Source organism: Lacticaseibacillus absianus (assembly GCF_013407595.1).
GTDB lineage: Bacteria > Bacillota > Bacilli > Lactobacillales > Lactobacillaceae > Lacticaseibacillus > Lacticaseibacillus absianus.
Window position 1 is genome coordinate 1,119,252 of sequence record NZ_JABEKX010000001.1, and the last position, 14,479, is coordinate 1,133,730.

Consider the following 14,479-nt stretch of genomic DNA (forward strand, 5'->3'; position numbering starts at 1 on the left):
GGGAGGAACACCAGATGGCAACCGAAATGCTAGGAATGATCTTGGCCGGGGGGCAAGGGACCCGGCTGGGCAAGCTGACCAAGAACACCGCCAAGCCCTCTGTCCCGTTCGGCGGACGCTACCGCATCATCGATTTTACCCTGAGCAACTTGAGCAACTCCGGGGTCAATACGGTGGGGGTGATCACGCAGTACCAGCCACTGGAGCTCAACCGACACGTGCAAAACGGGGCGAGCTGGGGCCTCAACGAGCGTGGCGCCGGGGTGACGATCCTGCAGCCGTACGCAGCCAGTGACGGGGAAAAATTCTTCGAAGGCACCGCGCACGCGATCTATCAAAACATTGCCTACATCGACTCGTACAACCCGCAGTACCTGCTGGTCCTGTCTGGGGATCACATCTATAAGATGGATTACGAGCGGATGCTGAATTTTCACAAGGCGAAGAAGGCGACGCTGACGGTAGCCGTGATGCCGGTGGCGATGGCGGAGGCGCCGCGCTTTGGCATTATGAACACGGATGACACCGACCGGATCATCGCCTTTGAGGAGAAGCCCGCGGAGCCGAAGTCTAACCTCGCGTCGATGGGGATCTACATCTTCGACTGGGCGCCGCTGAAGAAGTACCTGACGGAGAGCTACGCGACCGACGGCAAGATGGAGGACTTCGGCAAGGACGTGATCCCAGCCTATCTGGCCCACAACGAGCCGACGTATGCCTACGCCTTTCATGGGTACTGGAAGGACGTCGGGACGATCCAGTCGCTGTGGGAGGCGAACATGGAATTCCTCGCGCCGAACAACGCGCTGAACATCGCCAACCGCAACTGGCGCATTTTCTCTGAGACTGAGGCGTTGCCGCCGATGTTTTTGACTAAAACGGCGAAGGTGCACCGGGCCATGATCACCGACGGCTCGTATGTCGCCGGTGAGATCGACCACAGCATCCTCAGCCAGAACGTCAAGGTCGGCGAGGGGTCGGTGGTGCGCGACTCGATGGTGATGCCGAACGTCGTGATCGGCAAGAACGTGGTGATCGACCACGCGATCATCGGGGAAGACGCGATCGTCGGGGATGGTGGTGCCGTGGTCGGCACACCGGACGAGATCGCCGTTGTCGGGTACGGCGAAGCCGTAGGAAGGAAGGAAAAAGCATGAGAAAAGGGGAAATCGCGGCCATCATCGACTTGAACGAGGATGTGCATGACCTGTTGCCACTGACGGCCCACCGCCCGATCGGGACGTTGCCGTTCGCCAGCCGCTACCGGTTGCTGGACTTTCCGCTGTCGGCGATCACCAACGCGGATATCCACTCGGTCGGCTTGTTCATGCCGGAATCCGAGCGGTCGGTGCAAGACCACCTGCGCAGCGGCGCGGCCTGGAACCTGGACCTGATCCAAGGCGGCGTCTTCTTATTCCCGTATGTCGCGACGCGTGACTACACGGATCCTGCGCTGCGGGAGCGTTACTACGAGAACTACACGCAGTTCCTGCGTCGCAGCGGCTCGAAATATACGGTCGTGATGGGGGCCAAAAACGTCGCGAACGTGGACCTGAACGCGATCCTGGCTTACCACAAGGCCAGCGAGGCGAGCATCACCGCGGTGTACAAGAAGGTCCCGCGGGCCCGCATTCAGCCTAACGATTGGACGCTCAGCTTGTCGGAGCAGGGGGCTGCCAGTTCCGTGATGCGCGCGGCAGACCGGACGGATGAAGCCGAGGAGACGGTGCCGGCGTTCATGGAGATCTACCTGCTACCGACGATCGATCTGATCGACCTGCTGGAGACGGCCGCGCAGACCGCCGAGTTCCGTCGACTCCCACAGCTGATGCGCGAAGCGGTGTTGGCCCAAAACGCCAACGCCTTTGAGTACACCGGCTACCTCGCGCGCATCGACTCGATCCCGCGGTATTTTGCCGCGAACATGGAGATGCTGCAGGAGGTCAACTACCAGTCGCTGCTGTTCTCCAGCATCCCGATCCTGACGAAGAGCAAAAACGAGGTGCCGAGCTTCTTCTCCAAGGAGTCGGTGGTGACGAACTCGCTGCTGGGGACCGGGGCGTATATCGAAGGCACGGTCGAAGACAGCGTGATGTTTCGCAATGTGGTCGTCCACCGCGGCGCCAGTGTGACCCACAGCGTCGTGATGCAAGGAAGCAAGATCTCGACGGGCTCGACCGTGCGTTATGCGATCCTTGACAAAGGCGTGGTGATCGGCCCGAACCTGACGATCGAAGGCACCCCGGAGGCGCCGGTCGTGATCGGCAAGAACCGGACGGTCTTTCGGAGCAGTGAACTGGAGGGGGATGCGCATGCTTAAAGTGATTTTTGCCGCCGCAGAAGGGGCCCCGTTCTACAAGACTGGTGGCCTCGGTGACGTCGCCTACGCGCTGCCCAAGGCGTTGCAGCAGGCCGGGGTCGATGTGCGCGTCGTTCTACCGTACTACGGGCGGCTGTTTCCCGCGGCGTTGCGCGCCGACCTGCGACCCCGGGCGCAATTCACGGTGCGCTTCGGTGGGCAGGAGAAGTACGTGGGCGTCCTCACCCTGCGGCTAGGGGCCGTCACCTACTACTTGATCGACAACGAAGAATTTTTCGGCCGTGACGGGCTCTATGGCTACTGGGACGACGGTGGGCGGTTCGGCTTCTTTCAGATGGCGATCATCGAGATGCTCCAGGTGATCGATTTCATCCCGGACATCTTGCACGTCAATGACTGGCACACCGCGTTCATCCCGGTGCTCCTGAAGGATAAGTACAGTTGGATCGAGCCGTACCGCCACTTGCGCACGCAGTTGACGATCCACAACCTGCAGTTCCAGGGCTGGTTCCCGCCGAGCGTCTTGGGGGACGTGTTCGGCATCGGGCGGCAGTTCTTCCATCCGGATGGGTTCGAAAAAGACGGCTCGGTCAACTGGATGAAAGGGGGGATCAACTTCGCTGACCGGGTCACCACTGTTAGCCCGACATACGCGCAGGAGATCCAGACCCCTGCGTATGGCGAGCGGCTGGACGGGGAGCTGCGCCAGCAGGCGTGGAAGCTGCGTGGGATCCTCAACGGGATCGACACCAGTCTGTACGATCCGGCGACTGACCGTCACCTTAAGGCGACATACAGTGCCGTCGACCTGCGCGGCAAGGCGCTGGACAAGGCGGCACTGCAGGTCGAAGTCGGCCTGCCGCAGCGGGCAGTTCCGCTGTTTGGCATCGTGTCACGCCTGACGCGACAAAAAGGGATGGATCAGCTGATCACCGCGCTGAACACGATCCTGCCCGATGCCGATGTGCAAGTCGTCTTGCTCGGGACCGGGGACCCTGATCTGGAGGCTGGCTTCACTGCCTTGCACGACCGCTTTGCCGGTAAGGTCGCCAGCTTGATCCGCTTTGATGAGGCGCTGGCGCAGCGCATCTACGGCGGGGCAGACTTCTTCGTGATGCCAAGTGCCTTCGAACCCAGCGGCCTGGCGCAGATGATGGCGATGCGCTACGGGACCCTGCCGATCGTTCACGAGACCGGGGGGCTGCGCGATTCCGTGCACCCTTACGATGCGACGACCGGGGCGGGGACGGGCTTCTCGTACTGGGACTTCACCCCGCGGGTACTCGGAGACACCCTCCTGCGGGCCGCCAGCCTCTACCAGGCCGAGCCAGCCGTGATCGCGCGGTTGCAGCAGCAGGCGATGGCCGCGGACTTTGACTGGGTCCACGCCGCCCAGCACTACCTGAGCGGTTACCAGGAACTGGTTGACACACACGCGTGAAAGGACAATCTATGGGACTGACAACGGCACAATTCATCAAGGATTACAAAGCGGCGGCCCTGCACCTGTTCGCCGATTCGCTGGACAACCTCTCCACGCTCCAGCAATACCAAGCACTTGCTTTTGTGGTCAAAGGCTATTACGCCAAGGACTGGGTGCAGACCAAGGCGAACAACGAGAAGCATCACCGCAAGCAGGTCTACTACTTCTCGATCGAGTTCATGCCGGGCCGCTTGCTCGGGTCCAACCTGCTGAACCTCGGCATCAAGGCGACGGTCGAAGCTGGGCTAGAGCGACTGGCGCTCGACCCGGTAACGCTGTATGCGGCGGAAGGCGATCCGGGGTTGGGTAACGGCGGTCTGGGACGGTTGGCGAGCGCATTTTTGGACGCGATGGCCAGCGTCGGCATGGCCGGCCACGGGAATGGGATCCGCTACCAGTACGGGCTGTTTCAGCAACGGTTCGTCGATGGCTACCAGGTCGAGTTGCCCGATGACTGGTTGCGCGATCCGTATGTTTGGGAGACGCGCAAGGAGAATCGGGCCGTGATCGTCAAGTATGGGGGGCAAGTTGAGCTGCGACCGCGGGCTAACGGGAGCCTGCAGGCGATCTACCACGGGGCCGAGGACGTCTTGGCGGTCCCTTACGACACGGCCATGGTCGGCTACCGCACTGGCTGCGTGAACACGTTGCGGTTGTGGGCGGCCGAGCCGGTTCCAGGCCGGGCCCATAACTTAGCCGAAAAAGCGCGCGTTAACGCGATCACGCAGATCCTGTACCCCGACGACTCCGACAACGATGGGCGTGAGCTCCGGCTACGCCAGGAGTACTTCTTCGTCTCCGCGGGGGTACAGAGTATCGTCACGCACTTCAAGCGGACGCACGCCGATTTGCACCTGCTCCCGCAGTTCATCGCGATCCACATCAACGACACGCACCCGGCGATGGCTGTGCTGGAGCTAATGCGGATCCTGCTGGACGAAGAGGAGATGACTTGGGAGGAGGCGTGGCGACTGACGGTGGCGACGATGTCGTACACCAACCACACACTGATGACCGAGGCGTTGGAGACTTGGCCGGAGTCGATGTTTGCTGGGCTCCTGCCCCGGCTCTATCAGATCGCCCAGGAGATCGATCACCGCTTTCGGGCGGCCCACGTGCAGCAGTACGGCGAGTTGCTGGTCGACCGCAGCGCGCCGATCGCGAACGGCCAGCTCCGCATGGCTTACCTCGCCGTGATCGGGAGCCACGCCGTCAACGGGGTGGCGAAGTTGCACACGGAGTTACTGGAACAAAGCGTGCTCCACGACTTCTACACGCTGTACCCGGCGCGCTTCAACAACAAGACCAACGGGATCACGCCTCGGCGCTGGGTCCAGCTCGCCGACCCGGCGCTGGCGACGTTGATCGATGCGACACTGGGGCCAGGCTGGCGCCGCGATCCGCGGGCGCTGCAGGACCTGCGTGCCCATGCCGACGACCCGGCGTTTTTGGCGGCGCTCAACGCCGCCAAGTTGGCGAATAAGGGCCGCTTGGCGGCGGTGATTCAGCAGCAGCTCGGGCTTTATGTTGACCCTAGCGCAATGTTCGATGTCCAGATCAAGCGGCTGCATGCGTACAAGCGCCAGCTCCTGCATGTATTTGGGCTCCTCGACAGCTATCGCGCGTTGAAGGCGGGGGAGGACCGCCCGGCGCGGGTCCATGTCTTTGGGGCGAAGGCGGCCCCGAGTTACCGCTACGCCAAATCGGTGATCAAGCTGATCAACGCGGTGGCGGACCTGGTCAACCATGACCCGGCGGTGAATCAGAAGCTCCAAGTCGCGTTTTTGCCCAATTACGGCGTCAGTCTGGCCGAGGCGATCATTCCCGCCGCAGACGTCTCAGAGCAGATCTCGCTGGCCGGCACCGAGGCCTCTGGCACCAGTAACATGAAGCTGATGGCGACCGGGGCGATCACCTTAGCCACGCTGGACGGCGCGAACATTGAGATCCAGGCCGTAGCCGGGGCCGAGAACATGGTCACCTTCGGACTGACCGCCACCGAGGCGACCCGCATGCAATCGGCGCACACGTACAACGCGCGCGCCGTGTATGAGGCCGACCCGCGGCTGCGGGCAGTGGTCGACATGCTGACCGATGGGAGTATCCCGGGCATCGCGTCGGAAGGGCGGGAGATCCGGACCGAGTTGCTCGACTACAACGACACCTATTTCGTACTGGAAGACTTCGCGGCGTACCTCGCGGCCAACCGCAAGCTGGATGCCTTGTGGGCCGATCCTGACCGGTGGGCACAAGCGGCGCTAGCCAACATCGCCGCCAGCGGCCAGTTCTCCGCGGACTTCACCGTCCAACGTTACGGGCGTGAGGTCTGGCACGTCCTGCCGGAGCAGCCGATCGGCGATTGAGCGGACGCGCCTGGGTCGCCACAGCACGCAAACAGGCACCGCGTGAAGCCCCCAGATGGCGGCTTTGTGCGGTGCCTGTTCGCGGTCGGCTGGCAGTGGCGACAGGGCTGAATCAGCGCTCAGTGGCCCATCGTCGGCATCAGGGTCTCGCGTAGCCCAGCGGTCTTATACAGTTGCGTGTCTCGGGTGATGAAGACTGCCTCGGCACCGGCGTCGGTCACCGCATCATAGCCGGCGGGGATGCCCGCATAAAAGCCGATCGAGGACAAGACGTCCGCTTCTTCCGCTGAGTCCGCCACCACGGTGATGCTCGCCATGGCCGAGTCGACAGGCGCGCCGGTCTGCGGATCCAGCAAGTGGTGGTAGACGTGGCCGTTGCGGTCGAAGTGGCGGAAGTAGATCCCGGTCGAGACCACCGCGCAAGGGCGGGTGGTCAACGTTGCGATCGGCAGGTTCTCGGGGCCGCGGGGGTCTGTGATCGGCACTTGCCACAGGGGCACGCCGGCCTCGCTGTTGCCGAACAGGCGCACGTTGCCCGCGAGGTCGATGCGGCCGCCGGTCACGCCGCGCTTGGTCCACAGGCGCACCATCTCGTCGATAATGAAGCCCTTGGCGATCCCGCCGAGGTCTAGGGCCATACCCGGCTGGGCCAGCATCACCGTCTGCGCATCGGGATCCAGTTGGACTTGTTCGGGATCGGTCAGCGCCAGTCGCGCTTGGATCTGGTCGGAGCTGGGCACGCTGGCGTCATCGAACCCGATGCGCCACAGGTCGACCAGCGGTCCGATCAAGGCGTTGTAGCCGAGGCCGCGCTTGCTCCAAGCGACGGCGCGGGCGATCAAGTTGAAGATCGACCGGACGGGGATCTCGACCGGCTTGAGCCCAGCGTTGGCGTTGATCGCGCTGATCAGGGAGTCTGGGTCGTAGAACGAGAGGAGCCGTTCGTAGGCGGCGACTAGCGCGATGCTTTTATCGAAGGTCCCTGCGGTGCCGCCGGCATAGATGGTCAGCGTGTTTTGCGCACCGAGGCCGGTGAATGTCATGGTATGAGTCATGCGCACACTTCCTTTTGAAGGGTATCGAACACTTTCAGTGTAATCGTTTGCAGGTTTTTGCGCAAAGAAAATAATTGCGCAAAAAACGCACATTTATTTTGAGAAAAGAGTAAACTATTCGTAATAACGAGATGGCGGCGAGGCCGCTGTGTAACTGGAGGAGATCACTGTGAGTACCTATTCCCGCGCCCAGGAGGAAGCGTTGCACGAGTTCAAACTGGACATCGGCCACCTCAATGCGCTTTCGAACGCCAGCCGGCAGAAGCTGATCATGATCTTAGGGACCGTCACGACCGAGCACGGGATCAAGGTCAACGACCTGGCAGAGGCGATCGGGTTATCACAACCGGCGACGTCCCACCACCTCAAGACGCTGCGCGATATCGGCATGGTCGGCCAGCGCAAGGTCGGCAACATTGTCTACTATTACCTGACCCTTGATGACACGATCGACCGCTTGGAACGCTTGACCGCCGCACTGCGGCGCCAGCAGCGCGGCGAGTGACGCCGATGCGCCAAGAAGCCGCGGACTGGTATGCGCCGGTCCGCGGCTTCTTGGCGTGCAGGTTCACATCACTTGGCCGATCGCATAGTGGATGATCATGGTGAGAATTCCGATGATCACGTTGCGCGCGACCGCGACTCTGGTCAGTCCGTCGCCGAACCGCGCGGACAAGAAGCCGGTCAGGACGACAGACGCGATCACCGCTAAGATCGTGCCGGGCCACTGCCAGGCGATCGGGAGGCAGGTCATCGCGACCAGGGGAAAAAGCCCGCCGCTGGCCGCAGCCACCAACGACGAAAATGCGGCGGCCCACGGGTCCATGTAGTGACCGAGCGTGAGGCTGTACTTGACGCGCAGAACGGTGCCCAGCGCGTCTTTGGCCATCAGTTGTGCCGCGATCTTCTCGGCGGTCGCCTGCGTGACGCCGCGGTCCTGGTAGTACTGAACGACGGTTTGCACGGACTGGGCGTGGTCGGTTTGCAGCAGGGCGGCCTCCTTGGCGACCACCGCTTTTTCTGTATCCTGTTGGGCGCTGACACTCGCATATTCGCCACTGGCCATCGAAAACGCACAGGCCAGTAGGTCCGCCAGACCGGCGATGAAGATCGTGAAGTGGTTGCTCGTCGCGGCGGCGACGGAGAACAGGACCCCGACGACCGTCAGGATCCCATCGTTAGCCCCGAGGACACCGGCACGCAAGGTGTTGGCGCGTTCGGCCATAGTCTGATGATGCGGACGGGTGTGCATCAATGCTTTTGGAATGATCATTCGTGTCTCCTAACCCTTGAAATTGGTCTACTTATGCGACCAGTGTGCCGATCAAGTACGTCACCGCCATCGTCAGTAAGCCGGACACGACGTTGCGGCCGACTGCGCGCCGGCGGTTTGCGTTGCCCAGTGCAGCGGCGCTATAGCCGGTGATCGCTAGCGCGCAGGCCACCGCGATCACCGTGGCGAGCAGCTTGATCCGCGCCGGGAAAAGGGTGATGGCGACCAAGGGGAGGATCGACCCGGTCGGAAAGGCGATCATCGAGGCGATCGCGGCACCGATCGCACTGGTCTGCTCGTGTGGATCGAATCCGTAACGCTCGCGCGTCGCGACGTTGATCGCGTCGTGCGCCAGCATCTCGCGTGTCGCCTGGGCGGCGAGGGCAGCGGGGATCCCGGTCGCCTCGTACTGCTGCTGAATGTACGCAAACTCGCCGGCGTAGTCGTTGTCTAGCGCTGCGCTCTCCTTGATCAGCGCGTTGCGTTCGCTGTCACGTTGCGAGTTGACGGAGACATATTCGCCCATCGCCATCGACACCGTGCCGGCCAGCATCCCCGAAAGGCCGGCCAGTAAGATCGCGGCGTTCGATGTGCCTGCCCCAGCGACCCCGATCACGATCCCGGCGACGGATAAGATCCCGTCGTTGGCGCCCATCACGCTGGCCCGCATGAGGTTGATCCGTTCTGCCAAATTCTTGCCCATCGTTCGCACCCCTTATGCATAATAGAATGATTCTAAGTTACAGAGACTAGTATACCGTGTTGACGGCAGAGTGCAAGGGTTTAGGTCTACCTAGTTCACTTTTGGGGTCTGGACCACCAGCTGGCATGCAGGCTAAGGCGACGCAGGATGAATTTTGTGGTTTCTTTACCGGTGCCGACCCGGATTTACGTTACAATGGAGTCATAGCTAGTTTCTGAAAGGAGTGGGACACATGGGTTACCGCACACCGCCGTTACTGTCCCCAGCCGCGATCGTTTCGATCATTATCCTGATCAGCGGGTACAGTCTGATCAATAACGCCGTCAATCCGACCAGTACCCCGAAGTCGGAGGCGTCACAAAGCGCGCTGTTGTCGAGTATTCGCGCGCAGAAGTCGAGTCGCTCGACCAGCACATCGAGCGCCCCGTCGGATGCAGAGACCTCGACTGCGACGTCGTCGGGGGCGGCCAGTGCCTCTAGCACCAGCACCTCGAGCAGTCGCTCGAGCAGTAGCCACCCGAAGACGGACACGACCACCACGCCAGACGACACGACCGATGATACCGCGGACACGGCACAGACGGGGACGGCGGACGACACTGACCAGACCGACGACAGTGCCGGCCAGGATACCGCGACGAGTAGCAAGTCGTCGTCAACGGGCTCCAGTCAGCCGGCCACGGGTCAAGACACGACCGACGCAGGGTCGCAGTAAGGAGTCAAACATGCTGACAGCACTGGATATTCTTAACCGCCTTTTGGGTTATTTCAACATTCAAGACAAAGCCAAGGGCAAAGCCTTCACGGTCGTTGCGTTTGGCGCCAACTTTTTCTTGCTGTACCAAGCGATCCGGCACTTGCGGTACCCGGGCTTTCGGGTCGCTGGGGCGCTATTTCTGTTGGCGTTTCTCGTGTTGACGTACTTCATCGCGCTGAATTTTATTTATTACTACACGGATAAGCGGGTCAAGTGGGACATTTCACCGAAAGTCGAGCAATTGTTGGGCGGCAACCCGCAGGCGATGCGCGCCGCAGAACAGCAGCTGGCGCAAGGCGCTTCGACCGGCGCGGCTAGTGGGCTGTTCGATTCGGATCACATCTTGCCGACGGCGATCGAACTGTCCGCGGCGCAGCAGACGAACCTGGAGGCTTTGGTGCAGACCTTGCTGCAGCAAGGCACGCTCAGCTTGGACTACCAGGGGCTCGATGAGCGTGCAATCGGCCGGGTCGCCCGGCAGAGCGGCCAGCCGGTGATGGCGATGGGGGCACCGGTCGAGCTCCCGTTTTTCAGCCTTCAGGCCCAAGGGCAGCGGCTCGTGGTCCTCGGGGGGCTCAACGCCTTGACGCCAGTCGAATTGGCGACGGTGACGCAAGTCGGGCTGATGCCTGCTGCGGCTGCGCAGCAAGACTACGAACTCGCCGCGGCGCATGTCTATCTGACCGGCGGCGAGGTGATGCAACCCGGTCGTCACGGGCTGATCAAGCAGATGACCCCCTACAGTCTGACGGTCCAACTCGCCTATACCCCCAAGGTGACGGTGACGCCCTAAGCTGTGGGACTGGGCTGCGTCTGGTGGACGTGGCCTTTTTTTGTGTCTAAATATTACTATACCAATATTCGGTCGTGAAACTGGTCGAGACAAGACACTGAAAAAGGCCAGGTGGCGGGGCGGTAAATGTTTGAGAACGATTCCAAAAGGTGGCGGTTAGGCCCGCCATAAGGCCATTCTATGACTTGCGCCAAATTTAATTTGCGACTCGATGCAAAAACCGGTAGAATTATTCTAATGATTTCATCCGACCGGCCGGGTCTATTTTTTTACCCGAGGGCAAGGCGAATGAGTTGCATTGCGAACAGCTGTTGCGGTACCGTAGACACGACGACTGTGCGCAAAATGGACTGAACCGAACAATGTAAGGGGGGATTCGATGTCAATGATCGAGTTTCACGACGTCGAGAAGTATTACGGAAAGTTTCACGCGCTCAAAGACATCAATTTAACGATCGACCGCGGCGAAGTCGTCACGGTGATTGGCCCGTCCGGGTCCGGCAAAAGCACCCTGCTGCGGACCATCAACGGGTTGGAGCACATCACGTCTGGCCAGCTGATCGTCAACGATTTCAACCTTGCCGACAAGCACACCGACATGAACAAAATTCGCAAAAATGTGGGGATGGTCTTCCAGCACTTCAACCTCTATGCGAACAAGACCGTCCTGGCTAACATCACACTTGGTCCGACATTGGTTTTGCATCGACCAAAAGCGGAAGTGGAGAAAGAAGCGATGGCGTTGCTCGATATGGTCGGGTTGCGTGATCAGGCGAACAAGTATCCGTCTGCGCTTTCCGGGGGGCAGAAGCAACGGGTCGCGATCGCGCGGAGCTTGGCGATGAAGCCGCGGGCGATCCTCTTCGACGAGCCGACGTCTGCGCTGGATCCCGAAATGATCGGTGATGTGCTGGATGTCATGCAGAAGATCGCGAAGCAAGGCATGACGATGGTCGTGGTCACCCACGAAATGGGCTTCGCGCAGCGGGTCGGAGACCGGATCGTGTTCATGGCAGACGGTCAGATCCTTGAAGACTCGCGCGACGTCAAAGGCTTCTTCGACCACCCGCAGGACCCGCGGGCGCAGGAGTTCATCAGTAAGATCTTCAATCACTAAGGGGGTGGCCGGATGACTAAACGATTCAAACACGTGCTGGCCGCCGTGTTCGCGGGCCTGCTGGCGCTGACGCTTACGGGCTGTGGCCAATCGGCCGCTTCCCGGGACGCCTTGACGCACGCCAAGCAAGTCAAGACGCTGGTCTGGGGCGTTAAGGCCGACACGCGCTTATTTGGGTTGATGAATATCAAGACGGGCAAGATCGAAGGCTTCGACATCGACATGGCGACCGCCCTGACCAAGCAGATCCTCGGCGCCGACGCCAAGCCGACGCTCGTGCAGGTCACCTCGGACACGCGGGTGCCGATGCTCAAGGGGGGCAACCTCGACGCAGTAATCGCCACAATGACGATCACACCGGAGCGTCAGCAGGTCCTCGACTTTTCCGATGCCTACTTCAACGCCGGCCAGTCGCTCCTAGTTAAGAAAGGGAGCGCCATCCGTTCAGTCAAGGACTTGAAGGCGGGCACCAAGGTGATCGGTGTGCAAGGGTCTAACTCGGTGGACAACGTGCAAAAAGCGGCCCCCAACACCAAAGTCTTGCAACTTTCTGACTATGCGCAGGCCTTCACCGCCCTGAAGTCAGGGCAAGGGGACGCCTTGACGACGGATAACGGGATCTTGTATGGGATGTCCGAGCAGGACCCTGACTACGTCGTGGTCGGCGGCACCTTCACCAAGGAGCCTTACGGGATCGCGATGAACAAGGGCCAAAGCCGCTTGCGCCAGGCGATGAACCAGGCACTCAAGGACCTGAAGGCCAATGGGACCTACACGAAGTTGGTCAACAAGTGGTTCGGGGACATCCCGGGCTTTGATGCAAAGGAGGTGCAGTGATGCTCAATATTATCACACAGCACTGGGACACCTTGGTGTCCGGCCTGGGCTATACGCTGCAATCAAGCCTGATCGCGCTGATCGGCAGTGTCGTCGTCGGCACGGCCTTTGCCTTGATGGAGATCTCTGTCCACAGGTGGCTGCGTGTCATCGGGACCGCCTATGTCGAGATCATTCGCAATGTCCCGCTTCTCGTCATCACCATGGGCTTTTATGTGATCGTGCCGAAGTATGTCGTGGCGGTGGATGGTTTCACCGCTGGGACCATCGGCCTGACGATCTACACTAGCGCCTTCATTGCCGAAACGGTCCGCGCTGGGATCGAGTCCGTGGCGGTCGGGCAGATGGAAGGGGCACGCGCAGTCGGCATGACTTACACGCAAGCGATGACGCACATCGTGTTCCCGCAGGCGATCAAGATCGTGATCCCACCGCTAGGCAACCAGTTCATCAACTTGGTCAAGAACTCCTCTGTGCTGGCGTTCGTGGCCGGGTTCGACCTGATGTATCAGGCGAAGATCATCGCGAATCTGACCTTTGACACGTTCAATACGTACCTGGCGGTCGGCGTCTTCTATCTGGTCTTGACGATGCCACTGTCATACCTGATGCGCTACCTGGAGAAAAAGTGGGTCACCGCCTAGGAAGGGAGGCCGATTATGCAGAACTTTATCGATGCTTATTCACAGATCAATCTAAGCTACTTGCTCCAAGGGCTCTGGATCACAGTCGAAGTTTCCGTTACGTCGATCTTCTTCAGCTTCCTGATCGGGACCCTGCTCGGGATCGCCCGGTACGTGAAGGTCCGCTTCTTTAGCGCGGCCGTCGGGTTCGTGATCGATTTGATCCGCAACCTGCCGCTACTGCTGATCCTGTTTTTCACCTACTTCGCGTTGCCAAAGATCGGCATCCGGCTCGGGGTGATCCCGGCGTCGATCGTCGCGATGACCATCTTCGAGTCGGCGATGCTGGCTGAGATCGTCCGCAGTGGGATCATTGCGGTACCGATCGGTCAGATGGAAGCGGCCCGCAGCAACGGGCTGTCCTACAGCCAGGCAATGATCCATGTGATCCTGCCGCAGGCGTTCAAGAAGATGATCCCGCCGATCGTGTCGCAGTTCATCTCGCTGGTCAAGGACACGAGTCTGGCGACCATCATCTTGCTGCCGGAGTTGACCTACCACGCGCAGATCATTTACGGCCAGAACGTGAACTACACGATCCCGATGTTCGTGGCGCTAGCCGTGCTTTATTTCGTGGCGAACTACACCCTGTCGATCGGCGCGCGGTTGATCAACCGCCGCTTGAACCATGCTTGACTGACCGTCCGCCGTGTGTGGGCGGTTTTTTAGGTTGACTATGGCGGCGGGGGATCCGGACAATGAATGGATGCCGCGTTGCGGGCCTCAGTCCAGACACGTGAGGCGGCGTATCGAGCGATCGCCTGGCGCCACATGCTTGAGAGCTTGGCGACCTTGAGTGCGCAAGCGGCAGTGCAGGGCACCTGCCGTCCGCTTGCGCGCGGGGCTTATCAGCGCGGCGGGCTGATCAGTGAGGAGACTTGACCCGAACCGATCGGGGAGTGCTTAAAGCTGACGGTGCGCGGTCCCAGAGGGTAGGGCGGTGTGGGCGTATGGCCAGCGATCATGCGCTCACAATAGTGGTGCTGACGCAACGTGGGTGACGAGACCTCCGAGTTCATCCAGAGATGACGCGATGCGTTCAGATCGCGTCTTTTTTGGCGTCTAACGGTTGGCGCGCGGCGAGGTGTGTTCAGC

Annotated in this window: 15 protein-coding genes; 12 read left to right on the top strand and 3 right to left on the bottom strand. The window is 60.8% G+C overall.

The features are described from left to right. Positions 1–14: 14 nt before the first annotated feature. The 4 genes from HII33_RS04740 to glgP are packed head-to-tail and all read left to right on the top strand — an operon-like array spanning position 15 to position 6,166. Complete coding sequence (locus HII33_RS04740; protein WP_179394627.1) at positions 15–1,157, top strand: glucose-1-phosphate adenylyltransferase; 1,143 nt, start codon at positions 15–17, stop codon at positions 1,155–1,157. Further along, positions 1,154–2,320, top strand: a complete 1,167-nt coding sequence (glgD, locus tag HII33_RS04745) for a glucose-1-phosphate adenylyltransferase subunit GlgD (RefSeq protein WP_179394628.1) — start codon at positions 1,154–1,156, stop codon at positions 2,318–2,320. The genes HII33_RS04740 and glgD overlap by 4 nt, the downstream gene beginning before the upstream one ends. After that, entirely contained in the window at positions 2,313–3,761 is a 1,449-nt protein-coding gene (gene glgA / locus HII33_RS04750) for a glycogen synthase GlgA (protein WP_179394629.1), read from the top strand. The genes glgD and glgA overlap by 8 nt, the downstream gene beginning before the upstream one ends. An 11-nt stretch (positions 3,762–3,772) precedes the next feature. Continuing rightward, entirely contained in the window at positions 3,773–6,166 is a 2,394-nt protein-coding gene (gene glgP / locus HII33_RS04755) for a glycogen/starch/alpha-glucan family phosphorylase (RefSeq protein WP_179394630.1), read from the top strand. 119 nt (positions 6,167–6,285) lie between these two features. Here the strand turns inward: glgP and HII33_RS04760 are convergent, their stop codons facing one another. After that, positions 6,286–7,221: an FAD:protein FMN transferase gene (locus HII33_RS04760; RefSeq protein WP_179394631.1), complete on the bottom strand. Its 936-nt coding sequence runs from the start codon at positions 7,219–7,221 to the stop codon at positions 6,286–6,288. Positions 7,222–7,390: 169 nt separating this feature from the next. Here HII33_RS04760 and HII33_RS04765 point away from each other — a divergent pair, with 169 nt between their 5' ends. Then, entirely contained in the window at positions 7,391–7,726 is a 336-nt protein-coding gene (locus tag HII33_RS04765) for a metalloregulator ArsR/SmtB family transcription factor (RefSeq protein WP_179394632.1), read from the top strand. Positions 7,727–7,789: 63 nt separating this feature from the next. Here HII33_RS04765 and HII33_RS04770 read toward each other — a convergent pair whose 3' ends face one another. Further along, the gene (locus HII33_RS04770) at positions 7,790–8,494 is read right to left on the bottom strand and encodes a VIT1/CCC1 transporter family protein (RefSeq protein WP_246287268.1); all 705 of its coding nucleotides are present in this window, start codon (positions 8,492–8,494) and stop codon (positions 7,790–7,792) included. A gap of 31 nt (positions 8,495–8,525) precedes the next feature. Then, positions 8,526–9,197 carry a VIT1/CCC1 transporter family protein gene (locus tag HII33_RS04775; protein WP_179394633.1) on the bottom strand — a complete coding sequence of 224 codons (672 nt, stop codon included), beginning with the start codon at positions 9,195–9,197 and terminating at the stop codon, positions 8,526–8,528. 232 nt (positions 9,198–9,429) lie between these two features. On the opposite strand from HII33_RS04775, the gene HII33_RS04780 reads away from it, so the two are divergent. From HII33_RS04780 to HII33_RS04810, 7 genes are all read left to right on the top strand, one after another. Then, positions 9,430–9,912 (top strand): hypothetical protein, encoded by a 483-nt coding sequence (locus HII33_RS04780; RefSeq protein ID WP_179394634.1) that lies wholly within the window; start codon positions 9,430–9,432, stop codon positions 9,910–9,912. A 10-nt stretch (positions 9,913–9,922) separates the two neighbouring features. Further along, positions 9,923–10,747: a DUF6681 family protein gene (locus HII33_RS04785; RefSeq protein ID WP_179394635.1), complete on the top strand. Its 825-nt coding sequence runs from the start codon at positions 9,923–9,925 to the stop codon at positions 10,745–10,747. Positions 10,748–11,126: 379 nt separating this feature from the next. Beyond that, positions 11,127–11,864: an amino acid ABC transporter ATP-binding protein gene (locus HII33_RS04790; protein WP_281362212.1), complete on the top strand. Its 738-nt coding sequence runs from the start codon at positions 11,127–11,129 to the stop codon at positions 11,862–11,864. Positions 11,865–11,876: 12 nt separating this feature from the next. Beyond that, the gene (locus HII33_RS04795; RefSeq protein WP_179394636.1) at positions 11,877–12,701 is read left to right on the top strand and encodes a transporter substrate-binding domain-containing protein; all 825 of its coding nucleotides are present in this window, start codon (positions 11,877–11,879) and stop codon (positions 12,699–12,701) included. Further along, a complete protein-coding gene (locus HII33_RS04800) occupies positions 12,701–13,345 on the top strand; it encodes an amino acid ABC transporter permease (protein ID WP_179394637.1) in 645 nt (214 codons plus the stop codon). The genes HII33_RS04795 and HII33_RS04800 overlap by 1 nt, the downstream gene beginning before the upstream one ends. A 15-nt stretch (positions 13,346–13,360) precedes the next feature. Further along, positions 13,361–14,020 (top strand): amino acid ABC transporter permease, encoded by a 660-nt coding sequence (locus tag HII33_RS04805; RefSeq protein ID WP_179394638.1) that lies wholly within the window; start codon positions 13,361–13,363, stop codon positions 14,018–14,020. A gap of 78 nt (positions 14,021–14,098) precedes the next feature. After that, positions 14,099–14,266: a hypothetical protein gene (locus HII33_RS04810; protein ID WP_179394639.1), complete on the top strand. Its 168-nt coding sequence runs from the start codon at positions 14,099–14,101 to the stop codon at positions 14,264–14,266. The last annotated feature ends 213 nt before the right edge of the window (positions 14,267–14,479 follow it).